The sequence below is a fragment of the Leifsonia sp. LS1 genome, from assembly GCF_020521355.1.
GTDB lineage: Bacteria > Actinomycetota > Actinomycetes > Actinomycetales > Microbacteriaceae > Leifsonia.
Map to the genome: position 1 here is coordinate 226540 of NZ_BPER01000006.1, position 24984 is coordinate 251523.

The following is a 24984-nucleotide window of genomic DNA, read 5'->3' on the forward strand; positions in this document are numbered from 1 at the left end:
GTGGTCCGTTCGCTCTACATCACCTCCGCGGAGGGGCACACCGGCAAGTCCACGATCGCCCTCGGCGTCATCGAGGCACTGCGGCACTCGGTCGGCCGGGTGGGTGTGTTCCGCCCCATCGCCCGATCGACGGTCGAGCGCGACTACGTGCTGGAGCTGCTGCTCCAACGCGTGACGGCCGATCTCTCGTACGAGGAGGCGATCGGCGTCACCTACGAGGACGTCCACGTCGACGCCGACGCGGCGCTGGCGGAGATCGTGCACCGCTTCCGCGCCGTGGAGGCGCGGTTCGACACGGTCGTGATCCTCGGCTCCGACTTCACCGACGTGGGCAGCCCGACCGAGCTCGGCTACAACGCGCGCATCGCGGCCAATCTCGGCGCGCCGGTGCTGCTCGTGCTCGGCGGGCGCGTCGGGCAGGGCTTCGGGGAGCGGCTCGGCCAGGCCGATCCGCGCTCGCCGGAGGATCTGAAGCAGCTCGCAGAGCTCGCCTACGCCGAGCTGCGCGCCGAACACGCCGGCGTACTGGCGGTCATCGCCAACCGCGCCGACGCCGAGCGCCTCGACGACATCGTCGCCGCGATCACGGAGGTCACCCCCACCGAACGCGCCGGCGACCGTCCGCCGGTCTGGGCGATCCCGGAGGACGAGTTCCTCGTCGCGCCGAGCATCCGCTCCATCGTCGAGGCGACGGGGTCGACGCTCATCGCCGGCGACGAGGCACTGCTGGCCCGGGAGGCGCTGGACGTCGTCGTCGCCGGCATGTCGATGGACAACGTGCTCCCCCGTCTCGTCGAGGGCGCCGTCGTCGTGGTGCCCGGCGACCGCACCGAAGTGCTGCTGGCCGTGCTGATGGCAAACGCGTCCGGCACGTTCCCCTCGATCGCGGGCATCGTCCTGAACGGCGGCTTCGACCTCCCGGAGCCGATCGAGCGGCTGCTCGCCGGGCTGCGGTCGCCGCTTCCGATCGTGCGCACCGGGCTCGACACCTACGACACCGTCGTGCGGATCACGCACGCGCGCGGTCGTCTCGCCGCCGATTCGCAGCGCAAGTACGATACGGCGCTGGCGCTGTTCGAGCGTCACGTGGATGCGGACACGCTGCTCGGGCGTCTCGACGTGACCCGGCACGACGTCGTGACGCCGCTGATGTTCGAGTACGACCTGATCGAGCGGGCGCGGGCGGCGGACAAGCACATCGTGCTCCCGGAAGGCGAGGACGACCGCATCCTGCGCGCCGCGGGCACCCTGCTCGCGCGCGGTGTGGCCCGGCTGACCATCCTCGGCGAGCCGTTCGAGGTGCGCTCGCGCGCCATCGAGCTCGGTCTCGACCTGTCGCGCGCGGAGGTCATCAGCCCGTTCGACGATGTGCTGCGCTTCCGGTTCGCGACCGAGTACGCGAAGCTCCGCGCCCACAAGGGCATCACGATCGACCAGGCCTCCGACACCGTCACCGACGCGTCGTACTTCGGCACGATGATGGTGCACCTCGGGCTGGCCGACGGGATGGTGTCGGGTGCCGCGCACACCACGGCGCACACGATCCGCCCGGCCTTCGAGATCATCAAGACCAGGCCGGGCGTCTCCGTGGTCTCGAGCGTCTTCCTGATGGCGCTGGCGGACCGGGTGCTCGTCTACGGCGACTGCGCGGTCATCCCGGACCCGACCGCGGAGCAGCTGGCCGACATCGCGGTCTCGTCCGCGCGCACCGCCGATCAGTTCGGCATCGAGCCGCGCGTCGCGATGCTGTCGTACTCGACAGGCGACTCCGGGGCGGGTGCGGACGTCGACAAGGTCCGCGCCGCGACCGCGCTCGTCCGCGAGCGCGCGCCGCAGCTGGCGGTCGCCGGCCCCATCCAGTACGACGCCGCTGCGGACGCCGCGGTCGGCGCCGCGAAGATGCCGGGATCCGACGTCGCCGGCCGGGCGACGGTCTTCGTGTTCCCGGACCTCAACACCGGCAACAACACCTACAAGGCGGTGCAGCGCAGCGCGGGCGCCGTCGCGATCGGACCGGTGCTCCAGGGTCTCCGCAAACCGATCAACGACCTGTCGCGCGGCGCGACCGTGGAGGACATCGTGAACACCGTGGCGATCACCGCGATCCAGGCGGCCCTCGCATGAGCGCCGTCCTCGTCGTCAACAGCGGATCGTCGTCGCTCAAGTACCAGCTGATCGACGCGGCGTCGGAGGAGGCGCTGGCCAGCGGCCTCGTCGAGCGGATCGGCGAGGAGTCGGGGCACATCCGGCATCGCGGTCCGGGCGGCACAGCCGAGCGGTCGCTGCCCATCCCGGACCACACCGCCGGCTTCCGGGCGATGCTCGAGCTCTTCGCGAGCGAGGGGCCCAGCCTGGAGGAGAACCCCCTGGTCGCGGTGGGCCACCGGGTCGTGCACGGCGGCAAGCGGTTCTTCGAGCCGACGATCGTGACGCCGCTGGTCGAGATCAACATCGAGGACCTCTCCGATCTGGCTCCGCTCCACAACCCGGCGAACCTGCAGGGCATCCGCGCCGCGAAGACCGCGTTCCCCGAGGTGCCGCACGTCGCCGTCTTCGACACCGCGTTCCACCAGACGCTGCCACCTGCCGCGTACACGTACGCGATCGATGCCGACCTGGCGGAGAAGCATCGCGTGCGCCGGTACGGCTTCCACGGCACCTCGCACAAGTTCGTGTCGGAGGCCGCCGCGGACTTCCTGGGCCGACCGCTCGGCGAGCTGAAGCAGATCGTCTTGCACCTCGGTAACGGTGCCTCCGCCTGCGCCGTCGACGGCGGACGCTCGGTGGAGACGTCCATGGGCATGACGCCGCTGGAGGGCCTGGTGATGGGCACCCGTTCCGGCGACCTCGATCCGGCCGTCCTGCTCCACCTGTCGCGGCGCGCCGGGCTGGACACCGACGCGCTCGACGAGCTGCTCAATCGCCGCAGCGGCCTGCTGGGGCTGGCCGGCCGCGGCGACATGCGCGACGTGCGCCGAGCGGCCGACGGCGGTGATCCGGCGGCACGGCTCGCCCTCGACGCGGTGGCGCACCGGATCAAGCACTACATCGGCGCGTACACCGCGCTGCTCGGAGGGCTGGACGTGCTCGTCTTCACCGCCGGCGTCGGCGAGAACGACGCGCGGCTGCGCGCCGAGGCGCTGGAGGGACTCGGGATCCTCGGGCTGCGACTCGACCAGGAACGCAACGCGTCACCCTCCGGGGAGGCCCGCGTCATCTCGTCCGACGACTCGGCGGTGACCGTGCTGGTGATCCCCACGAACGAGGAGCTCGAGATCGCCCGGCAGGCCGTCCAGGCGGTGTCGGGCGGCAACTGACCGAGAGGGGTCCACGGCGCGATGAGGCGGCGGAGCGGCGACGGAGACGGAAGGCGGAGGCCTCCCGCCCACTCCTCGTCGCGCCACCTCGCCGCAGCGGTGGGCGCTGTCGCGGCCCTCGCTCTCGCGCTGACGGGCTGCACGGCCCCCGCCGACGGCCCCTCGGGCCCGCGGTTCGTCACGCCGCCGCTCGTGCACCTCACCTCGGTGCTCTGGCCGATCCCGCTGGAGCTGGTCGGCGTGATGCCGGGCAGCAGGCTGCGGATCGCGGCCTCCCTCACCACGGCGCGCGGCACCTGGCGCTCGTCGGCGACCTACACGACCCCGGCGAGCGGCATCCTCGACCTCGCGAGCGCGCGGCCGCAGCTGGCGCCGTTCGAGCAGCCCGACTCGGCCGGCCTGTTCTGGTCGCTCGACGGTCCGGACCTCCCCGGGACCGCTCTGGCGACGCAGTGGATGCACGAGACGCTGCCCGTCACCCTGACCGCGTTCGACGCGGATCGCGTGGTCGCGCGGCGCACGTTCGCACTGCAGGGCCTCGCCGACGGCCTCCGCCCGCACACGCTCTACACGCGCGACTTCACCGGCGCGGGTCCGACCCCTCCGCCCCACGAGACGCACGAGGACCAGCCTGTCGCCCGATTCTGGAGCGCGACCTCCGTGGAACGGCCGGTCACCCCCGCGGTGCTGATGTTCGACGACCCGTCGCCGGGCGCGTCGTCCGACTTCACCGCTCCACTGCTCGCGCGGTTCGGGGCATCGGTGCTCGTCCTCCCCGTGTCCGCGGCGCCGGACGGCGTCCGCGCGTCGAGCGTCGTGGACAGTACGACGGTCGATGACGCGCTGACCTGGCTCGACGCCCAGGAGGGCATCGATGCCGCGCACGTCTTCGCCTACGGCACCGGGGTCTCGGAGCCGCTCGCGGCATGGGCGGCGACACGATTCCCGGCCCGGCTGCACGGGCTCTTCGCCGCCGCGGGCGCGCCGCAACTGCTCTGCCTGCCGTCGGGGCGGACCGCCCCCGCGTTCGAGGACGGAGCCGGTCTGCCGTGCCGCGTGGCGCCGGGTCCGGCGTCGGCCGCATCCGTCTTCCCGCTGGACGCGGTGACGGGTCCCGTCGTGCTCGCCTGCGGGGGCCGTGACACGCTGGTGTCGTCCGCGTGCGCCGGGCAGTCGGCGCTCGCGGCGGCGCGCGGCGTCCGGGCCGGTGACAGCATCCAGAGTCCCGCTCTGGCCGGCCACGCCGTCACCGTGCCGCCGGGGCTCCCGATCGCGCTGCCGGAGGACGGAGAGGGAACGGACTCGTCGGGCGGGGGAGACCCGCAGGCGACGGAGCACGCCCGGGTGGCGTTCTGGAACGCGGTGGCTCAGATCGTGCTGCGGGCGGCGCGCACGTGAGGCGGCTGGTGGACGGGTCCGTTCCGCGTCGACGAGGCGTGCTCCGCGCGGTCGCCTTGCTGGCGGTCGTCACGGCGGCTCTCGCGGGATGCGCGGCGGTGCGCGTCGGCGGCCCGCGGTTCGTCGTCCCGACGAATCCCGCGGGTGTGTGGGAGGGGGAGCGGATCTCACTCGCCGACCTCCCGCCCGGTCAGCGTGTGCTGGTCACCGCGAGCGTGCGGTCCTCCGGCCGCTGGTCGTCCCAGGCGGTGTTCGCCGTGCCGCCCGACGGGGAGGTGGACCTCGCACGCCAGGCACCCGTGCAGGCGTCGTACAGCGGCGTCGATCCGATGGGGCTGTTCTGGACGATGCGCAACGCGACCGGCTCCGCTGCGACCTCTGACGAGACCTGGGGAGGCGCGACCCTCTCGATCGACCTCGCCGCCACCGTCGACGGCGTGCGCGTCGCCGCGACGCGCATCCAGCGGGTCGGGCTCGCGGCGTCCGCGCCCGCGGTCGCGGTGGCGGAGGACGGCTTCAGCGCCGACTACTTCGCCCCCGTCCAGCGATCGGAGGGCCTGCGACCGGCCGTGCTGGTGCTCGACGGCACCGACCCGGGCACGCCGACCGGCGTGCTGGCCGCCGCCACCCTCTCGGCGATGGGTTACCCGGCGCTCGACCTGTCGACGTACGGCGCCGGGCAGCTGGAGCCGCGGCGAACCGTCCCCGCCGAGCGTCTGCTCGCCGCCCTCGCGTGGCTGAAGACCCGGCCCGGTGTCGACGACGCGCGCGTCTTCGTCATGGGGACCTCCCGCGGCGCGGCTCTTGCTCTGTGGCTTGCGGTCGCGCATCCCGGTCTGGTCTACGGCGCGATCGCACCGGGAGGCACGACCGGTGTGGTCTGCCCGTCACCTGTGCCGAGCCCGGCGATCACGGTGGCCGGGGCCTGGGTGCCCTGCGTGACGGGCACCACCGATGTCGAGCCGGCCTCGGTGCTCGATCTCGGCCGCGTCCGTGGACCCCTGGTCCTCGGCTGCGCGGGGCGGGACGAGCAGCTCGTCAACGGATGCGCGTGGATGGCCGAGGCCGCCCGGCGGCGCCCCGCCCGCCCCGGAGACACCTACGTGACAGCGGCCGGCGCCTCCCACCTCTTCTACACGCCGCCGTACTCGCCACTGAACCTGCCGGAGGACGCGACGGCCCAGGCGACGGAGCGCGGGAGGGAGGCCGTGTGGAGGGCCATCGCGGACGCGCTGTCCGAGCCGTCCTCCGTCCCCTCGGGATGAGGGGACGACCCCGGCGAATGTCAGCGGCGGCAAGTAGCATGTGTGGGTGGTAACCGCTCTCTATCGCCGCTATCGGCCCGACACCTTCGCCGACATGATCGGCCAGTCCCAGGTGACGGAGCCGCTGATGACGGCGCTGCGCACCAACCGCGTGAACCACGCCTACCTCTTCTCCGGCCCGCGTGGCTGCGGCAAGACGACGTCGGCGCGCATCCTCGCCCGCTGCCTCAACTGCGCGGAGGGCCCGACCGACACCCCGTGCGGAAAGTGCGCGAGCTGCGTCGAGCTGAGCCGCGACGGCGGCGGCTCGCTCGACGTCGTCGAGATCGACGCGGCGAGCCACAACGGCGTCGACGACGCCCGTGACATCCGCGAGCGCGCGATCTTCGCCCCCGCGCGCGACCGCTACAAGATCTTCATCCTCGATGAGGCGCACATGGTGACGCCGCAGGGCTTCAACGCGCTGCTCAAGATCGTCGAGGAGCCGCCGGAGCACGTGAAGTTCATCTTCGCGACGACGGAGCCCGAGAAGGTCATCGGCACCATCCGCTCCCGCACCCACCACTACCCGTTCCGGCTGGTCCCGCCCGCCCAGATGCTCGAGTACGTGCAGAGCCTCTGCGACAGCGAGGGCATGACGGTCGCGCCGGGTGTGCTCCCGCTCGTCGTGCGGGCGGGCGGCGGCTCGCCCCGCGACACCCTCTCGCTGCTCGACCAGTTGATGGCCGGCTCCGACGGCGACGCGATCGGATACGAGCGGGCGGTCGCGCTCCTCGGCTACACGCACGCCGCCCTGCTCGACGAGGTCATCGACGCCATCGCCGCCCGCGACGCCGCCGGCGCCTTCTCCGCGGTCGACCGGGTCATCCAGACCGGTCAGGACCCGCGCCGCTTCGTGGAGGACCTGCTGGAGCGCCTGCGTGATCTCATCGTCGTGGCCGCGACCAGTGTCGACGGCGCCGCCGCCGTGCTGCGCGGGGTGCCCCAGGACGAGCTCGACCGCATGGGCGTGCAGGCCATGAAGTTCGGCGCCGCCGAGCTGAGCCGCGCCGCCGACATCGTCAACGCCGCTCTCACCGAGATGACGGGCGCGACCTCTCCCCGATTGCACCTCGAGCTCCTGCTCGCCCGCGTGCTGGTGCCGTCGAGCGACGCCTCCGAGCGCGGCGCGCTCGCCCGCGTCGAGCGCCTCGAACGCCGTGTCGGCGTCAGCGACGGCGACGGAGGAGCGGCCGGCGACCCCGCGGCGCCCCGTGCTCCCCGCGCTTCCGCACCGGTCTCGGCGCCGGCTCCCGTCGCCGCGACGGGCGCCGAAGCGCCCGCCCCCGTCGCTTCCACCCCGCCCTCCGCTCCGTCGGCCTCCGGCGCGCCCGCGCCGGCCGCCGAGCGCCCGGCGCCCGGCGAAGCCGCGACAGCTCCTGAATCCCCGCCGCCGGCTCCCGACGCGGACACCGCGGAGGCCGCTCCGACTCCGTCCGCAGAACCTGCCGAGGCTACGGCTGTCCCGGCTGCGGCCGTCCCGGCTGCGGCCGCCCCGCCCGCGGCCGCCGCGTCCGGCTCCCCGGTCGGTCCGGTCACGACCCAGCAGGTCAAGGACTCGTGGACCCAGATCCTCGACGCCGTGCAGCGCGCCAAGCGCAGCGCGTGGATGGTCGTGTTCACCGCCCAGGTGCGTAACCTCGACGGCGACGTGCTCACCCTGTCGTTCCCGAGCGACAACGATGTGCAGAGCTTCCGGCAGCCACAGGCCCCGGGGACCCCCGGTGTCAGCGAGTACCTGCGCCAGGCCATCGTCGACATCCTCGGCATCCGGGTGAAGTTCATCGCCCGCGCCGACGGCGGCCCCGGCGGGGGCCAGCGTCCCGGAGGCGGAGCCCCGCAGGCGCCCGTCGCCGACACCTGGCCCGGCAGCTCGAAGGCGGCGGCCCCCGGCGCGTCCGGAGAGCCCGGCTCGTCCGAGAGCGCCGCCGTGTCCGGTCCGTCGTCTCCCGCGCCCGCCGCGTCGGCTCCGCCCGTTCCGGCCGCGTCGACCGCTCCCGCTCCCGCCGCGTCGGCTGCGCCCGCCGCTCCCGCTCCCGCCGCGTCGGCTGCGCCCGCCGCTCCCGCATCCGCCGCTCCAGCCCCGTCCCCCGACGCCACGGGTCCGGTCACGGATTGGGCCATCGCCGCCATCCCCGGTTCGGCCGGGGCACCCGCCGCCCCACCGGCGTCCGTGGCGACCCTGGAGCGTCCGGCGACGGGTGCCGCATCCGTCCGGCCCCGCCCCGCTGCGCCGGCGGCACGACCGTCGGCTCCCGCCGTGGACGAGCCGCCCTACGACGACGTCCCGCCGGACGAGACGGAGCCGCCCTTCGAGCCTCCCGTGCCGGACGAGCCCGCGGGCGACTGGGCGGCTGCGCCCGGAACCGCCGACCGCGAGTCCGCTCCAGCCGCTGCACCCGCTGCTCCGCGCACGGCCCCGGCCACTCCGACGGCACCCTCGGCCTCCGCACGCCCGGCGTCCGCCCCGCGCACCGCGCCCGCCTCCGGCGCCCGCACGCCCGCCTTCCAGGAGCCGCAACGCTACGGCGAGGCCGTGGTGCGCGAGCTGCTCGGCGCCACCTTCATCGAGGAGCTCGACGCCCCTCCCTCGATCGGGATGAGGTAGCCGGTGTACGAAGGCATCGTCCAGGAGCTGATCGACGAGCTCGGCCGCCTGCCGGGCATCGGTCCGAAGTCGGCGCAGCGCATCGCGTTCCACATCCTCCAGACTGAGAGCTTCGACGTCACGCGGCTCGCCGAGGTGCTGATCGAGGTGCGCGACAAGGTCCGCTTCTGCGAGATCTGCGGCAACGTGTCCGAACAGGAGACCTGCTCCATCTGCCGCGACCCGCGACGCTCGCCCGAGCTGATCTGCGTGGTCGAGGAGGCGAAGGACGTCGTCGCGATCGAGCGCACACGCGAGTTCCGCGGCCTGTACCACGTGCTCGGCGGCGCGATCAGCCCGATCGACGGTATCGGGCCGGACGACCTGCGCATCCGCCAGCTGATGCAGCGCCTGGCCGACGGCACGGTGCAGGAGGTCATCATCGCGACCGACCCCAACCTCGAGGGCGAGGCGACCGCCACCTACCTGAGCCGGCTGCTGACCACGCTCGAGATCCGCGTCACCCGGCTGGCCTCCGGCCTCCCGGTCGGGGGCGACCTCGAGTATGCCGACGAGGTCACCCTCGGCCGCGCGTTCGAGGGGCGCCGCCAGGTCTCCTGAGCGCTCTCGGTCCTGCGCGTTCGCGGCCTTGTCCGGCGTCGTCGTCATATGGGAATCCGGGTATGCGGCGGCCGGTAGGATGGGAAGCCCGTGAGTCCAGGAGTGTCCGTGGCCCTTATCGTCCAGAAATTCGGCGGTTCGTCCGTCTCCGACGCCGAGAGCATCAAGCGCGTCGCGAAGCGCATCGTCGAGACCCGCAAGGCCGGCAACGAGGTGGTCGTCGCGGTCTCCGCGATGGGCGACACGACGGACGAGCTGGTCGATCTGGCCCATGAGGTCACCCCCATCCCCGCGCCGCGCGAGCTCGACATGCTCCTCACCGCGGGCGAGCGCATCTCGATGGCCCTGCTCGCGATGGCGATCAAGAGCATGGGCTACGACGCCCGTTCCTTCACCGGCAGCCAGGCGGGGATGATCACGGACGCGCAGCACGGCTCCGCCCGCATCGTCGACGTCACACCCGGCCGCATCCAGGACGCGCTCTCGGAGGGGGCGATCGCCATCGTCGCCGGCTTCCAGGGCTTCAATCGCGACACCCGCGACATCACAACGCTCGGCCGCGGCGGCTCCGACACCACCGCGGTCGCCCTCGCCGCGGCGCTCGGCGCCGAGGTCTGCGAGATCTACACCGACGTGGACGGCGTCTTCACCTCCGACCCCCGCCAGGTCCCGCTGGCGCGCAAGATCGACCGCATCACCAGCGAGGAGATGCTCGAGCTCGCCGCAGCCGGCGCGAAGGTCCTGCACATCCGCGCGGTCGAGTACGCCCGCCGTCACAACGTGACCCTGCACGTGCGCTCCTCGTTCTCGAACAAGGAGGGCACGTACGTCCTCAACGAAGCAGCTGCGGCCGAGGCCGCGAAGAAGGATGGAACCGTGGAAGAGCCGATCATCTCCGGAGTCGCCACCGATCTGAGCGAAGCGAAGATCACGGTCGTCGGTGTGCCCGACGTACCGGGCAAGGCCGCGCAGATCTTCAAGATCGTCGCGAAGGCCAACGCCAACGTCGACATGATCGTGCAGAACGTGTCCGCCGCGGCCACGAGCCTCACCGACATCTCGTTCACCCTCCCGAAGTCGGAGGGGCAGCGCGTGCTGACCGCACTCACCGCGGAGCACGAGGAGGTCGGCTACCAGTCGCTGCAGTACGACGACCAGATCGGCAAGCTCGCGCTCGTCGGTGCCGGGATGCGCACCAACACCGGCGTCTCGGCTCAGCTGTTCGAGGCGCTGTACGACGCGGGCATCAACATCGAGATGATCTCCACGAGCGAGATCCGCATCTCGGTGGTCACCCGCGCCGACACGGTGGCGGAGGCCGCGCGCGTCATCCACACCGCTTTCGGGCTCGACGGCGATGAGAAGGCCGTCGTCTACGCCGGAACCGGTCGCTAGACCCGCCTTCCGGCGCCGTCGCCCTTCGCGCTCCCGCTCTCGCCGTGGGAATGGCGGCAGGGGCGTCCACGTTCGTTTTCTGCAAGACCACCGACCCGAAGGGGCCAGCACCATGAGCGAGACCACCGGACTCAACATCGCCGTCGTCGGAGCGACCGGCCAGGTCGGCAGCGTGATGCGCCGCCTGCTGGAGGAGCGGGCCTTCCCCGCGTCGTCCGTGCGCTTCTTCGCATCGTCCCGCTCGGCGGGTACGACGCTGCCGTTCCGCGGCGAGCAGATCGTGGTGGAGGACGTCGCCACGGCCGACGTCTCGGGCGTCGACATCGCGCTGTTCTCGGCCGGCGCCACCGGTTCGAAGGCGCACGCGCCGCGATTCGCCGAGGCGGGCGCCATCGTCATCGACAACTCGAGCGGATGGCGGATGGACCCGGACGTGCCGCTGGTCGTCTCCGAGGTCAATCCCGAGGCGATCGCCGACGCACGCAAGGGGATCATCGCGAACCCCAACTGCACCACCATGGCGGCGATGCCGGTGCTCAAGGTCTTGCACGACGAGGCCGGCCTCCGGCGCCTCACCGTCAGCACCTATCAGGCGGTCTCCGGATCCGGCCTGGCGGGCGCCGAGGAGCTCGCCTCCCAGGTCCGCACCGCGGTCGCCGACGAGAACCTCCTGCAGCTCGTGCACGACGGCTCGTCCGTCACCCTGCCGGAGCCGGTCAAGTACGTGCGTCCGATCGCCTTCGACGTGATCCCGCTCGCGGGCTCGATCGTCGACGACGGCCTGAACGAGACCGACGAGGAGAAGAAGCTCCGCAACGAGAGCCGCAAGATCCTCGGCCTGCCGGAGCTGCTGGTGAGCGGCACCTGCGTGCGCGTGCCGGTCTTCACGGGCCACTCGCTCTCGATCAATGCCGAGTTCGCCGAGGCGATCACTCCCGCGCGCGCCGAGGAGCTGCTCGCGTCGGCTCCCGGCGTGGTCCTCACCGACGTCCCGACCCCGCTCGAGGCCGCAGGCAAGGACCCGAGCTTCGTCGGCCGCATCCGCCAGGACGAGGGAGCGCCCGCCGGCCGCGGCCTCGCGCTGTTCATCAGCAACGACAACCTGCGCAAGGGCGCTGCGCTCAACGCGGTCCAGATCGCCGAACTGGTCGCCGAGCGGCTGTCCACGCCCGTCGAGGCCTGAGCCGCCGCACCGTCGTCGCGAATGCCGGGAGAGCGCCGCACTCTCCCGGCATTCGTCGCGAGTGGCGGCGCTCCTGCGGCCGGTCGAACCGGGCCTGCACGCGCCGTGATCGGGGCGCTAGCCTGGGCGCATGCGCGCCGAACCGCCCGTTGCCGCCATCCCGTCCGCAGGCTTGTCGTCCGCGGAGCCGCCGCCGGCCGACGTCGCCGACTATCTCGAGTCGCTGCCACCGCGGCGACGGGAGGTCTTCCAGCCTGTGTTCGACACCGTCGCCGCGGCGATGCCCACCGGGTACCGGCTCGGGATCCACTGGCGGATGCCCGGCTGGGTCGTCCTGCTCGAGACCTACCGTGACACGTACAACAAGCAGCCGCTGGCCTACGTCAGCATCGGTGCGCAGAAGAACTACACCGCCCTGTACCTGATGGCCCTCTCGAGCGACTCTGCGGAGGAGGGTGCCTTCCGTCGCGCGTGGGGGCGGACGGGTCGAACCCTCCACATGGGCAAGAGCTGCCTGCGGTTCCGCTCGCTCTCCGACATCGACCTGCCGCTCATCGCCACGACCGTCCGAGCGTTCCCGGTCGAACGGTTCGTCGCCCTCTACGAGCGGGGCGCGTGACGCCGCGGCCCAGGTTTGTCTCGACATCGAGATACTTTCCCCCGTGAGAAAAGGGAAGGCGCCGGGCGCACCGTAAGATCGTACGGTGAGCAATTCTCCCATCGACGTGGTCCTCATCGGCGGCGGCATCATGAGCGCGACGCTCGGGGCGCTCCTCCAGCGCGTGCAGCCCGACTGGAGCATCCGCATCTACGAGAACCTGGGCGAGGTCGCCCAGGAGAGCTCGAACCCGTGGAACAATGCCGGAACCGGGCACGCGGCCCTCTGCGAGCTGAACTACATGCCCGAGGCGTCCGACGGCTCCGTCGACCCGGCCAAGGCCATCAGCATCAACGAGCAGTTCCAGCTCAGCCGTCAGTTCTGGGCGAGCCTCGTCGAGGCGGGCGACCTGCCCGCGCCGGAGACCTTCATCAACCCGACGCCGCACATGACGTTCGTGCGCGGTCGCGACAACGTCCGCTACCTGCGCCGTCGTTTCGAGTCGCTCAAGCAGCAGCCGCTCTTCTCCGACATGGAGTACTCGGAAGATCCGGCCGTCATCGGCGAGTGGACCCCGCTCCTGACGAAGAAGCGCAACGCCAAGCAGCGCATCGCCGCCACCCGTTCCGCCTCCGGGACCGACGTGGACTTCGGCGCGCTGACCCGCGCACTGGTCGACAACCTCGTCGCGAACGGCGCCGAGCTCGCGCTCAACCACCGGGTGCGTGGCATCAAGCGCACCAAGGACGGCCTCTGGCGCATCAGGGTGATGCACGAGGTCGGCCACACCCCGCACCAGGTGGAGGCGCGGTTCGTCTTCGTCGGCGCGGGCGGCGGCGCGCTGCACCTGCTGCAGAAGTCGGGCATCCCCGAGATCAAGGGCTTCGGCGGGTTCCCCATCTCCGGCCAGTTCCTGCGCACGTCCGACCCGAAGATCGTCGCCCAGCACCAGGCGAAGGTCTACGGGAAGGCCGCCGTCGGCGCGCCGCCGATGTCCGTCCCGCACCTCGACACCCGTGTCGTCGACGGTCAGGCGTCCCTGTTGTTCGGCCCGTACGCCGGGTTCAGCCCCAAGTTCCTCAAGACCGGCTCGTGGTTCGACCTCCCGGGCTCCGTCCGCGCCGGCAACCTCGGCCCGATGCTGGCGGTCGCGCGCGACAATTTCGACCTCATCAAGTACCTCGTGGGCGAGCTCCTGGCCAACCGCGCCAAGAAGGTGAAGGCGCTCCAGGAGTTCATGCCCACCGCCAAGAGCGAGGACTGGGAGCTCATCACCGCGGGCCAGCGCGTCCAGGTGATGAAGAAGGACGCGAAGAAGGGCGGGGTGCTGCAGTTCGGCACCGAGGTCGTCGCTGCGGAGGACGGTTCGATCGCCGGGCTGCTCGGTGCATCGCCGGGTGCGTCCACCGCCGTGCCGATCATGGTGGACCTGCTGAAGCGTTGCTTCCCCGACCGCTACGACGGCTGGCTGCCGACGATCCAGAAGCTCATCCCGACGGTCGGGACCACCCTCAACGACCGGCCCGACGAGGCTGCGCGCGTGCTGTCGGAGACCGCCGCGACCCTGAATCTGGTTCGCTAGCCCGCCCCGCATTCCGCGCCTCCCGCCCGGAAGGGGTGGACGCGGGCGCTGGTGGCCTGTTAGGGTCGTCAGCGCTATGAAGTGATCACCTCCTCTCGTCCCGCGCCCGAGGCGCCGTCGACAGAGTGGGTGACCCCTCGAAACAGGTCATCGCGTTCACTGCGCTCACGCGCCGCTCTCGACGGAGCATGCCCGGCGGGAACCGGCTCATCGGAGCGCTCGGAGGGCGGTCTCCATGCCTGTATCCACCACACTCACCCCGCTTCGCGCGGACGGCGTCTCGCTCAGCTACGGCGAACGCCGCATCCTCTCCGACGTCTCTCTCACGGTCGCTCCCGGCTCGCGCCTCGGGCTGATCGGCGAGAACGGTGCCGGCAAGTCCACCCTGCTGCGCCTTCTGGCGGGTGTCGAGCCTCCGGACGCCGGCGCCATCCGTCGGCCCGCGCGCGTCGGCTTCCTCTGGCAGGAGGTCCGCTTCCGCCCGGAGGACACGCTCGACTCCCTGATCGAGGACGCGCTCGCCGGCGTCCGCGCGATCGAGCGCGAGCTGGAGTCGGCGGCCGCATCGCTCGCAGGCGGTGATGCCGCCCCGCGGGGCGGCGATCCGTACGACCGCTATGAACGCGCCCTGGAGGCGGCCGAGCGCGCCGAGATCTGGACGATCGAGGCACGCCGCGACGAGCTCCTCGCCGGACTCGGCGTCGAGGGGATCCCGCTGGACCGGCGACTCGGCGAGGTCTCGGGCGGCCAGCGCAGCAGGTTCGCGCTCGCCGCGCTGCTCCTCGGCCGACCCGACGCGCTCCTGCTCGACGAGCCGACCAACCACCTCGACGATGCCGCCGCGTCGTTCCTCGAACGGCGGCTGCTCGGCTGGCAGGGGCCTGTGCTCTTCGCGAGCCACGACCGCGCTTTCCTCGACGCGGTCGCGACCGGCCTGCTCGACATCGACCCCGCCCGCGGCGGCCCGGTGGCCTTCGGCGGCGGCTACAGCGACTACCTCGCGGCGAAGGCCGCGGAGCGTGCCCGCTGGGAGAAGCAATACGCCGACGAGCAGGATGAGCTGGAGGCGCTCCGGTTCGCGGCGGACGTCACCGCACGGTCGATCGCCTGGTCGGGCAAAGTCCGCGACAACGACAAGTTCGCGAAATCGTTCAAGGGAGGCGCGCTCGACAAGCAGATCAGCAGACGGATCAGGAACGCCACCGGCCGGCGCGAGGAGCTCGAGCGCACGCAGGTGCGCAAGCCGCCGCCCGTCCTGCGCTTCGGCTGCATCCCCTCCGGGTTCCAGTCGCTCGCGGATGACGGCGGGCTGCTCGTGCACGCCCGGGGGCTGCGCATCCCGGGCCGGCTGGACGTGCCGACGTTCGACGTGGCTCCGCAGTCCCGGGTTCTGGTCACCGGGCCGAACGGCGCAGGCAAGTCGACACTCCTCGCCGCCTTGGCCGGACGGCTCCAACCGGCGTACGGCACCGTCGGGCGACGGCGTGGCCTGCGCGTCGGACTGCTGGAACAGGACGTGCGCTTCGCCGACCCCGCCGCCTCCCCGCGCAGCGTGTATGCCGCGGCGATGGGCGAGCGGCGGGCCGAGAGCATCCCGCTCGTCGGGCTCGGGCTGATCGCCCCCAGAGACCTCGACCGTCCGGTCGGCGCCCTGTCTGTCGGCCAGCAACGGCGGCTCGCGCTGGCGCTCATCCTCGCCCGCCCGCCGCACCTGTTCCTGCTCGACGAGCCGACGAACCACCTGTCGCTCTCGCTGGCGACCGAGCTGGAGGAGGCGCTCGACGGCTACCCGGGAGCGGTCGTCGTCGCCAGCCACGACCGGTGGCTGCGGGCACAGTGGTCGGGGGAGGAGGTGGCGTTGGGAGCGGCTTGACGAACATTCGAACATATGTTCGAATATTCGTATGAGATGGAGCGGGCAAGAACTCACGGCGGAGGCGCCGGCCACGCTGCCGGGGCTCGCGCGGCTCAACAACCTCGTGCGCTCGGTGCGCACGCCCGACTTCGCGGGCATCACGTTCCACGAGGTGCTCGCGAAGTCGGCGCTCAACAAGATCCCCGGCGGGGGAGGGCCGATGCCCTTCGGCTGGACGATCAACCCGTACCGGGGGTGCTCGCACGCGTGCGTCTACTGCTTCGCGCGGCCGACGCACAGCTATCTCGAGCTCGACCAGGGCAAAGACTTCGATCAGGAGATCATCGTCAAGGTCAACGTCGCCGACGTCCTCCGCAAGGAGCTGTCCCGGCCGAGCTGGGGGCGGCATCCCGTGGCGCTCGGCACCAACACCGATCCGTATCAGCGGGCGGAGGGGCGCTATGCGCTCATGCCGGGCATCATCGACGCGCTCGCCGACACCGGCACGCCGTTCAGCATCCTCACGAAGGGATCGCTGCTGCGACGCGACCTGGACCGGCTGGCCGAGGCGGCGACGCGCGTGCCTGTCGACCTCGCGATGTCGATCGCCGTCTACGACGATGAGCTGCAGCAGTCGGTCGAGCCCGGAACGCCCACCACGAAGGCGCGCCTGGCGACGGTCACCGCGGTGCGCGAGCACGGGTTGGACTGCTCGGTCTTCCTGATGCCCATCCTGCCGTACCTCACGGACACACGGGCGCACCTCGACGAAGCCCTCCGGCAGGCGAAGGAGGCAGGCGCGACCTCAGTCCTCTACACCGCCCTGCACCTCAAGCCGGGCGTGAAGGAGTGGTACTACCTGTGGCTCGGACGCGAGCATCCGGAGCTGCTTCCGCGGTATCGCAGTATGTACGGCCGGGGTACGTACGCGCCGGCCGAGTACCGCAGATGGCTCGCGGCGCGGATCAAACCGCTGATCCGCGCGCACGGGCTTCAACGCGGGGAGGAGGATCCGCTGACCGGAGGAGTGCGCTCCTCGGCCCTCGGGATGCTGCGCGACGGTGACGGCGAGCGCCGTGCGGTCGCGGCGGGGACGACAGCCGGCGGGCCGGTCGGCAGCGGGCCGGTCGGCAGCGGGAAGGCCGGAGGGACCGGAGAGGGGCATGGCGCGCCGGATGCGGAGTCGCTCTTGGGGGCGTCGCTGCTGGCAGCGGGATTGCAGCCGACCTTGTTCTGAGGTGTGGAGGTGTTTCGAGGCGCGGAGGCGGGCGGCCGACATGGGGTACAGATTGGTCCTCGGTGCGGGGTACACGGGAGAGACTGCGGATGCCATAATTCCCGAGGGAGCCGCGACCGGACGGCCCCGCCGGCTGTGCCCGGACCGCTTGCCCACTCGAAAGGGGTCGTGTGTCGCTCGGTCTGCCTACCCACCTCTCGAGAGCAGCCAACTCCCGAGCGCTCGCCACAGCGGCCCGCTGGGCAGGGCTCGTGTGTCTGGCTGCGGCCGTGGTCAACGTGCTCTTCTCCGGGTTCTCGCGAGGAGTCGACGGACTCGCGTTGCTCACCCTGTCGATGTTGCTCCCGATGGTCGCGTTGCTCGCGATCCTCGCGATGCTCGCGCGCGGGCGCACGGTGGGTCTCACGATCGCCTACCTGGTCGCGGGCACGCTGTGCACCTATTGCTACGTCGTAGCGATCTTCGTCGGCACTCCGAGCTACCGGGACACGAACCTCTTCGTCGTCGCTCTTCCCGTGGTCGCGATGACGCTGGTCGGTGGCACGGGAACCGGAGCCCTCGCGGGCATCCTGTGGGCGTCCCTGGGCTTCGCGCTCGCGGAGGCGGCCGTGCTGCTGGCGGCCGTGACCACCGGGCGCACCTTCACGACGGACGCGATGACCCTCGGAGCGTACCTGCTCCTGGTGGGGGTCCTCACGTTCGACGGGCTCACCCGCGGATCTCGTGGACGCACGCAATCGGCGATCCATCGAGCGGTGCGCGACGTGCGCCTGGTCGAGCTCCGGCGGGCCATGTACGCCGACCTGGCGGCGGACACGCACGACACCGTCCTGAGCGACCTGCTCGCGATCTCGCGCGCCGAACCCGGACCGGTGAGCGACCGTCTCCGCGAGCGGATCGGATCCGACCTCGAGGCGCTCGGGCGCGGTCTCGTGACTGAGAGCCCCGACGTCACCGCAGAGCCGATCGACGACCCGTGGTACGGCAGTGATCTGCACCGCGCCGTTGAGGACGCCCGCGACGAAGGCCTCGCCGTCGACGTCTCGGGTGACCGGGCCGCCGTCGGCCGCCTCGACGAGGCGACGCTCCGTGCGGTCGGACTGGCGGTGCGCCAATGCCTCGTCAACGTGATCCGCCACTCGGGCAGCGCGACGGCCGAAGTCGCGCTGAGCACGTGCGACGACAGCCTGTCCGTGATGGTCGTCGACGGCGGGCGCGGATTCGCTCCCGACGCGACCGGAGCCGACCGGCTCGGTCTCCGCCAGTCCGTGCACGACCGGATCTCCCGCGTCGGCGGCACGGTGACGGTGTACTCCAGCCCCGACGTCGGCACCACCGTCATCATGGTGGTGCCCTGGGCTGCGGAGGAGGCCGCATGAGCGTGCCACGCGGAATCGCCTCCGAGACCATCGTGCGGTTGCGCTCGGTCCCCGTCGAGAGGACGCCGCAACGCCTCGACCCGCTCGGCGTGCAGTCCGCCTGGCTGCTCGTGCCCCTGATCGGCATCGCGGCGGTCGGGTACGCCATCGCATCGACGCTCTGGCACCTCCCGCAGCTGCGTTCGCCGGGGCTCGCGCTGACCGCCATCGGCGTGCTCGCGCTCGCCGTCGCCGTGGCCACGATCCGCACCCACCCCGGGCTGGCACCGTTCGGACGCTGGTCGCACGTCACCGTGATCGGCCTCGCCGTCATCGCCGCCTGCCTGTTCGCCGCAGCGGTCTGGGGCCGCAACCAGCGCATCCAGGACGACTGGGGTCAGATCGCCGTCGCTCTGCTGCTGATCGCGATGCCGCTCTACCGACCCGTGCTCGAAGTGATGATCGCCGCGGTGGCTGCTGCGACCGTCCTCGGTGCACTTGCCGCACTGCAGGCGGGATCGCTGGAGATCGTCACCGGTCCGATCGTCTACGCGACCGTCGCCGCCACCCCCGTGCTGGCGCTCGCCGCGGGCGGCGCCGGGTACGCATGGACGATGACCGGCGAGACCCTCCGCTGGCGGGAGGTCGCTCGCGCCGGCCAGGCGCGACTCGAGACCGAACTGCGCGAGACCGCCCGGCGGACAGTCGCGCAGAAGAGCGCAGCCGTGTTCGACGCGGAGACCGTACCGTTCCTCGCGGACATCCTCCGGCGCGGGGAGATCACCGAGGCCGACCGCGAACGAGCAGCGGTGATCGCCGACGGACTGCGTGCCCTCGCCGTCTCGTCGGTCGAACGCACCTGGCTCGACGAGACCCTCGCCCTCGCCCTCGCCCCGCATCTCCCGCCGTCCGCCGACCCGGCGGGCGCGGTCCACGATCCGGGTGGTCTCGACCGGGCGCTCACCGAGGAGCAGCGTGCGATCGTCTCCGCACTCGTCTCGACGGTCGTCGAACTGCCCGGGCTCGAACCCGCCACCGTCCGCGTGGACGTCAGCGCGCCCGAGCATCCCGCCTTCGTCCTCACCGCTCGCGTGCACGAGGGCCGCCGCGCCATCCGCCGCGAGATCGTGCCGTACCTCAGCGCCCTGCGGTCGGCCTCCATGGTGACCGGACTCCGCGTGCGAGCGGGCGAGCTGACGCTCCGATTCGCCTACCCTGGAAGCAGCAGACTATGAGCACCACCCCCGTCCCGCCCTCCGCAGCTCCGGCCCGGCTCGCCATCCTCGACGACCATGAGATCCTGCTCGACAGCCTCGCCAGCTGGATCGAGCGCAACGCGCCCGAGTTCGACCTCGTACTGCGGGCCGGCAGCTGGATCGAGCTCGTGCACAGCGACGCATTCCCCACCGATCTCGTGATCATGGACCTCCAGCTCCGCGAGTCCGTGTCCATCGGTGCGCGAGTGCGCACCTGCCGCGCTGCAGGGGCGAAGGTCGTCGTGCTGAGCGCCGTGGACACGCAGGAGGACCGCGATGCCGCGCTCGCCGCCGGTGCGGTGGCGTATGTGACCAAGTCGCAGCCGATGAACGAGCTGCTCGCCGCCGCCCTCGCCGCGATCGGGCGCGGCGGCGATGCACGGCAGCCCATCGCGGAGCCCGCCTGGCGGCCGCGCCCGATCATCCCCGACGCCGCCCGGCCGAAGCTGAGTGACGGCGAGCGGCAGGCGCTGCTCCTCTACGCGGACGGCCGCACCACCTCCGAGGTCGCCACGGCGATGAACGTGCAGTACGAGACGGCGAAGACCTATCTGCGCCGCGTGCGCGAGAAGTACGGCAAAGTCGGGCGCCCCACCAGCTCCCGTGCCGACCTCATCCGGCGGGCCGCCGAAGACGGCTACCTCACCTGAAGCGGTCGTGCCGTCTAGGATCGTGGCGTGGCAAAACTGTATTTCCGCTACGGCGCGATGAACAGCGGCAAGAGCACGGCGATGCTTCAGGCGGCCTACAACTACGAGGAACGCGGTCACCGTGTGCTGCTCGCCAAGCCGGCGATCGACACCAAGGGCGACATGGGCATCCTGTCGCGCCTCGGTGTGACGCGCGATGTCGACTTCCTGATCGCCCCGGAGACCGACGCATACGGCAAGTTCCAGCAGCACCGCGAGCGGACGCTCAAGCGCTTCGATCGCGACGTCAGCGCTCTCCTGGTCGACGAGGCCCAGTTCCTGACCGAGGCACAGATCGACGACCTGCTGCGGATCGCCCTGCTCGAGAACATCCCGGTGCTGGCGTACGGCATCCGCACCGACTTCCAGACGGTCGCGTTTCCGGGCAGCCGCCGCCTGCTCGAAGTGGCGCACAGCCTCGAGGAGCTGAAGACGATCTGCCGCTGCGGGCGCAAAGCGATCTTCAACGCGCGCACGATCGACGGCGTCTTCGTCTTCGACGGCGCACAGGTGGCGATCGACGGGGTCGACGTCGCCTACGAGTCCCTGTGCGGCAATTGTTACCTGCAGGAGAGCCGGGGAGTGCTCAACAATGGTCGTCGGCGCTGGCCGGTCGACGACGCGGCGACCGCCTACGACAACGAACCCGACCCCGATTTCACCTGAGCGACCGCGCGCGCGGCGAGAAGAGGCGACATGCGTATTTCCGTGATCGGTTGCGGCTATCTGGGGGCGGTCCATGCCGCGTCGATGGCGGACCTGGGCCATGAGGTCGTCGGGATCGACGTCGATGAGGCCAAGATCGCCGAGCTCTCGGCGGGGCGGGCTCCGTTCTTCGAGCCGGGATTGCCGGAGGTGCTGACGTCGGCGACGGCCAGTGGCCGGCTGCGGTTCACGACGGATTTCTCGGCGGTGGCCGAGGCCGATGTGCATTTCGTCGCGGTCGGGACGCCGCAGAGCGCGGACGGGGATGCCGCGGATCTGCGCTTCGTGGACGCGGCGTTCGCGACGCTGCTGGAGCATGTCAAGCCGGGGGATGTGCTGGTGGGCAAGAGCACTGTGCCGGTGGGCACGGCGACTCGTCTCGCCGCCGTGGTGGCCGAGCGGGCACCGGAGGTGGTGCTGACGTGGAATCCGGAGTTCCTGCGTGAGGGTTTCGCGGTGCAGGACACGGTGAGCCCCGATCGACTCGTCTACGGTGTCCCTTCGGGTGCGGCGGGCGAGCGCGCGGCCGGAATCCTGAACGAGGTCTATGCGACCGCGGTGGCTGCGGGAACGCCCGTGATCGTGACCGACTATGCGACCGCCGAGCTGGTGAAGGTGGCGGCCAATGCCTTCCTCGCGACGAAGATCTCGTTCATCAACGCCATGGCCGAGATCGCGGAGGTGACGGGTGCGGACGTCACCCGGCTCGCCGATGCGATCGGCCACGACGCCCGCATCGGCCGCCGGTTCCTCAATGCCGGCGTCGGGTTCGGCGGTGGCTGCCTTCCCAAGGACATCCGCGCGTTCACGGCCCGTGCGCGCGAGCTCGGGCGCGGCGAGGCCGTCGAGTTCCTCGCGGAGGTGGACAAGATCAACCTGCGTCGCCGCGACCGCGTCATCGATTTGGTGCGTGAGGAGGCAGGCGATCTCGCGGGCCTGCAGGTCGCCGTCCTGGGGTTGGCCTTCAAGCCGCACTCGGACGACATCCGCGACTCCCCGGCACTCGATGTCGCCGTGCGCCTGGCAGAGGCCGGAGCAGTGGTGACCGCGACCGACCCGGAGGCCGTCGCGAACTCGAAGCGGCGTGCCCCGCAGCTGAACTACGTGGACTCCGCGGAGGAGGCCGCAGCGGGCGCGGACATCGTGGTGCTGATCACGGAGTGGCCGCAGTTCCGCGGGCTCGACCCCGTCGCGTTCGGCGAGCTGGTCGGATCGAAACGCGTCATCGACGGGCGCAACGTGCTCGACCCAGCCGCATGGCGCGCGGCCGGGTGGACCTACCGCGGGCTCGGTCGCTAGCCCGTTGCGGCGGTTCTGCGCCCCTCGTTTCGGGGGATGCTAAAAAGTGAGGATTTGTTAGATTTGTCCTCATGGCGATCGGTCTCTCGCAGGAGAAGGCGCCGCCCGTCCCGGCGGAGCCCGCTCCTCCGACGCGCCGTCGACGGCACCCGCTGGCCACCGGGATCGCGGTCGCCCTGGTGCTCGTGGTTGCCGGACTGGTCGGATGGATCGCCCTCCGCGGCTACCTGGCCCGTCAGGAGCTCTACGCGGCCCTCCCGGCGGCACACGGCATCCAGAGCGCGATCGTGTCGGGAGATCTCGGCTCCGCCCGCTCGTCCGCCGACGAACTGCAGAAACGGGCGGCGTCCGCCGCGTCGCTGACCGGTGATCCGATCTGGCGGGCGGCGGAGATCGTCCCGTGGGTGGGTCCGAATCTTGCGGCGGTGCGAACGGCGGCCGCGGCGACCGAGCAGGTGTCCTCGCGGGTGATCCAGCCGCTCGTGCGAGTGGCGGCGACGGCCGACCCGCGCACCCTCGCGCTGAAGGACGGGCGTGTGGACCTCGCCCCGCTCGTCGCTGCAGAGCCCGTCGTCGCCAGGGCACAGGCCGCTTTCCACGCGGCCGCCAAGACCCTCGACACGGTCGACACCTCGGCGACGATCCACCCGGTGGGGTCGGCCGTCGACCGGCTGCGGGAGCTCTTCGCCGAAGCCACTCCGGCGGTCGATGCCGTCGGGAACAGTGCGAGGCTCCTTCCCGCGATGCTCGGGGCCGACGGTGCTCGCAACTACCTCCTGGTCGCGCAGAACCCCGCCGAGCTCCGGGCGACGGGCGGCCTGATCGGATCCGTCGCGCTGATCCGTGCCGACCACGGCGCCATCTCGCTCGTCGCGCAGCAGGCCGGAACCTCCATCGGGCCGTGGACGGAGCCGGTGGCCGCCATCCCCGACGGTCCGACCGGCCTGTTCGGCCAGCTGATCGGCACGTTCATCCAGGACGTCAACCTGACACCCGACTTCCCCCTCGCCGCCTCCACCGCATCGCGGATGTGGACATCGACCAACGGCGGGACCGTCGACGGCGTGATCACGATGGACCCGGTGGTGCTCGCAGCCCTCCTGCGCGCCACCGGCCCGGTCGCCGTCCCGAGCGGCGAGACGCTGACGTCGGACAACGCCGTCAGCCTGCTGCTGAGCGAGGTCTATCGACGCTATCCCGACCCGGCGCAGCAGGACGCGTTCTTCGCCGCCGCCGCCTCCGCTGTGTTCCAGCGGGTCGCTCAGGGCGGAACGGACGGCTCGGCGCTCGTCTCGGCCCTGGCGGCTGCCGCATCATCGCGCCGGATCCTGATCTGGAGCGCGCATCCGGCCGAGCAGGGCATCCTCGCCACCACCAGTCTCGCCGGCGAGCTTCCGCTGTCGACCGGGACGACTGCGGGGGTGGGCGTGTACTTCAACGACTCGACGGGCGCGAAGATGGACTACTACCTCGACACGTCCGTCGCCGCCGGCGGTGCGATCTGCCGGGCCGACGGCCGGCCGACCACCCGCGTCGCGGTGACGTTGGCGAACCGTGCTCCCGCGGATGCCGCGACGACGCTGCCGGACTACGTCACGGGAGGCGGGCGGTTCGGCATCCCGCCCGGCTCGATCCAGACCCGCGTCGCCGTGTACGGCCCGTCCGGTGGCCTCCTGGCGGCCATCACGAGCGGCGGGGAGACCAAGTCCGCCATCTCCGGCACGGACCGGGGGCGGCCGGTGAGCGTGTTCACGGTCACGCTCGCCCCGGGGGAGCAGCGCACCGTGGATGTCGACTTCCTGGGCATGGAGCAGACGGGTACCGGGGTGTCGGTGACGACCACGCCGACACTGCCGGGCACGGGGGCGACCCCCGATGTGGGGGCAGAATCCGCCGTCGGTTCGATTGCCGTCGATTGCGCATCCGTCGTAAAATGAGAATTAATCACGTATCCCGACGCTGATGCCGGGCAGGCGAAAGGCGGTGCCATGTTCAAGAAGATCCTCGCGGCGGCAGCCGTGACCGTGGCGGTGCTCCTCGCAGCCCCCACCGCGGCGAACGCGGTGGACTACACCCAGGGCTCCCCCTGCAGGTTCGACGCCGCGGTGGCGAAGGCCGGTGACACGGTCCACATCGTGTGCACTCCGGGGACGTGGTCTCCGCAGGAGTTCATCGACTGGACGGGGACGGGCGAGAACGGCTCCAGCATGAAGCTGGTCAGCTTCCGCACCAGTGCCAGCAGCGTCCACTTCGCGAAGCAGTCCAACGCCGACGGCAGCGACCTGCTCACGGTCACACTCCCGGCGGACGCCACCGGCGTCTACTCCTTCACGGGCGTCGGCCGCACCAGCACTCACACCTGCCCCGCCTCGATCACGGTGCTGCCCGCCGACTCGTCTGCGGTCACCGTGTCCGACCCCGGGTCCGGCCTCGCCGACACCGGCTCGACAATGGCGGTCTGGGCGGTCTGGATCGGGGGAGGGCTGCTCGCGGCAGGCCTCGTCACCGTCTCGGTGGTGTTCTGGGCGCGCAAGGTCCGCGCCTCCTGAGCGATCCGGGCGACCAGGATGGAATGACACCCCGGGTCGCCCGGTTCTCCT

19 protein-coding genes are annotated in these 24984 nt (G+C 71.6%); all 19 read left to right on the forward strand.

Going from position 1 to position 24984, the window contains the following annotated elements; genetic code table 11:
- The 19 genes from pta to LLS1_RS13000 all read left to right on the forward strand — a co-directional run bounded on the left by pta (window position 1) and on the right by LLS1_RS13000 (window position 24933).
- The gene (gene pta / locus LLS1_RS12910) at window positions 1–2124 is read left to right on the forward strand and encodes a phosphate acetyltransferase (RefSeq protein WP_226656094.1); all 2124 of its coding nucleotides are present in this window, start codon (window positions 1–3) and stop codon (window positions 2122–2124) included.
- Entirely contained in the window at window positions 2121–3317 is a 1197-nt protein-coding gene (locus tag LLS1_RS12915) for an acetate/propionate family kinase (RefSeq protein ID WP_226656096.1), read from the forward strand. The genes pta and LLS1_RS12915 overlap by 4 nt, the downstream gene beginning before the upstream one ends.
- A 99-nt stretch (window positions 3318–3416) precedes the next feature.
- Complete coding sequence (locus tag LLS1_RS12920; protein WP_226656098.1) at window positions 3417–4715, forward strand: acyl-CoA thioesterase/BAAT N-terminal domain-containing protein; 1299 nt, start codon at window positions 3417–3419, stop codon at window positions 4713–4715.
- Between the two features lie 8 nt (window positions 4716–4723).
- Entirely contained in the window at window positions 4724–5980 is a 1257-nt protein-coding gene (locus LLS1_RS12925; protein ID WP_226656099.1) for an acyl-CoA thioesterase/BAAT N-terminal domain-containing protein, read from the forward strand.
- Between the two features lie 46 nt (window positions 5981–6026).
- Window positions 6027–8627 (forward strand): DNA polymerase III subunit gamma and tau, encoded by a 2601-nt coding sequence (locus tag LLS1_RS12930; RefSeq protein ID WP_226656100.1) that lies wholly within the window; start codon window positions 6027–6029, stop codon window positions 8625–8627.
- Window positions 8628–8630: 3 nt separating this feature from the next.
- The gene (recR, locus tag LLS1_RS12935; protein WP_223359860.1) at window positions 8631–9227 is read left to right on the forward strand and encodes a recombination mediator RecR; all 597 of its coding nucleotides are present in this window, start codon (window positions 8631–8633) and stop codon (window positions 9225–9227) included.
- A gap of 108 nt (window positions 9228–9335) precedes the next feature.
- Entirely contained in the window at window positions 9336–10622 is a 1287-nt protein-coding gene (locus tag LLS1_RS12940) for an aspartate kinase (protein ID WP_226656101.1), read from the forward strand.
- Between the two features lie 112 nt (window positions 10623–10734).
- Window positions 10735–11805 (forward strand): aspartate-semialdehyde dehydrogenase, encoded by a 1071-nt coding sequence (locus LLS1_RS12945; RefSeq protein ID WP_223359862.1) that lies wholly within the window; start codon window positions 10735–10737, stop codon window positions 11803–11805.
- A 130-nt stretch (window positions 11806–11935) separates the two neighbouring features.
- Window positions 11936–12424 carry a DUF1801 domain-containing protein gene (locus LLS1_RS12950; protein WP_226656102.1) on the forward strand — a complete coding sequence of 163 codons (489 nt, stop codon included), beginning with the start codon at window positions 11936–11938 and terminating at the stop codon, window positions 12422–12424.
- Window positions 12425–12509: 85 nt separating this feature from the next.
- On the forward strand, window positions 12510–13985 hold the full coding sequence (locus LLS1_RS12955; RefSeq protein WP_223359864.1) for a malate:quinone oxidoreductase: 1476 nt from the start codon (window positions 12510–12512) through the stop codon (window positions 13983–13985).
- Between the two features lie 235 nt (window positions 13986–14220).
- Entirely contained in the window at window positions 14221–15858 is a 1638-nt protein-coding gene (locus tag LLS1_RS12960) for an ABC-F family ATP-binding cassette domain-containing protein (RefSeq protein WP_226656103.1), read from the forward strand.
- A 31-nt stretch (window positions 15859–15889) separates the two neighbouring features.
- A complete protein-coding gene (locus LLS1_RS12965) occupies window positions 15890–17077 on the forward strand; it encodes an Rv2578c family radical SAM protein (protein WP_226656104.1) in 1188 nt (395 codons plus the stop codon).
- Window positions 17078–17247: 170 nt separating this feature from the next.
- The gene (locus LLS1_RS12970) at window positions 17248–18456 is read left to right on the forward strand and encodes a sensor histidine kinase (protein ID WP_226656105.1); all 1209 of its coding nucleotides are present in this window, start codon (window positions 17248–17250) and stop codon (window positions 18454–18456) included.
- Window positions 18453–19670: a hypothetical protein gene (locus tag LLS1_RS12975; RefSeq protein WP_226656106.1), complete on the forward strand. Its 1218-nt coding sequence runs from the start codon at window positions 18453–18455 to the stop codon at window positions 19668–19670. The genes LLS1_RS12970 and LLS1_RS12975 overlap by 4 nt, the downstream gene beginning before the upstream one ends.
- Window positions 19667–20341 (forward strand): response regulator transcription factor, encoded by a 675-nt coding sequence (locus LLS1_RS12980; protein WP_223359869.1) that lies wholly within the window; start codon window positions 19667–19669, stop codon window positions 20339–20341. The genes LLS1_RS12975 and LLS1_RS12980 overlap by 4 nt, the downstream gene beginning before the upstream one ends.
- Window positions 20342–20368: 27 nt before the next feature.
- Complete coding sequence (locus LLS1_RS12985) at window positions 20369–21046, forward strand: thymidine kinase (protein ID WP_223359870.1); 678 nt, start codon at window positions 20369–20371, stop codon at window positions 21044–21046.
- 30 nt (window positions 21047–21076) lie between these two features.
- Window positions 21077–22384 (forward strand): UDP-glucose/GDP-mannose dehydrogenase family protein, encoded by a 1308-nt coding sequence (locus LLS1_RS12990; RefSeq protein ID WP_226656107.1) that lies wholly within the window; start codon window positions 21077–21079, stop codon window positions 22382–22384.
- Window positions 22385–22455: 71 nt separating this feature from the next.
- The gene (locus LLS1_RS12995; protein WP_226656108.1) at window positions 22456–24321 is read left to right on the forward strand and encodes a DUF4012 domain-containing protein; all 1866 of its coding nucleotides are present in this window, start codon (window positions 22456–22458) and stop codon (window positions 24319–24321) included.
- Window positions 24322–24372: 51 nt separating this feature from the next.
- Window positions 24373–24933, forward strand: a complete 561-nt coding sequence (locus LLS1_RS13000; protein ID WP_226656109.1) for an LPXTG cell wall anchor domain-containing protein — start codon at window positions 24373–24375, stop codon at window positions 24931–24933.
- Window positions 24934–24984 lie beyond the last annotated feature (51 nt).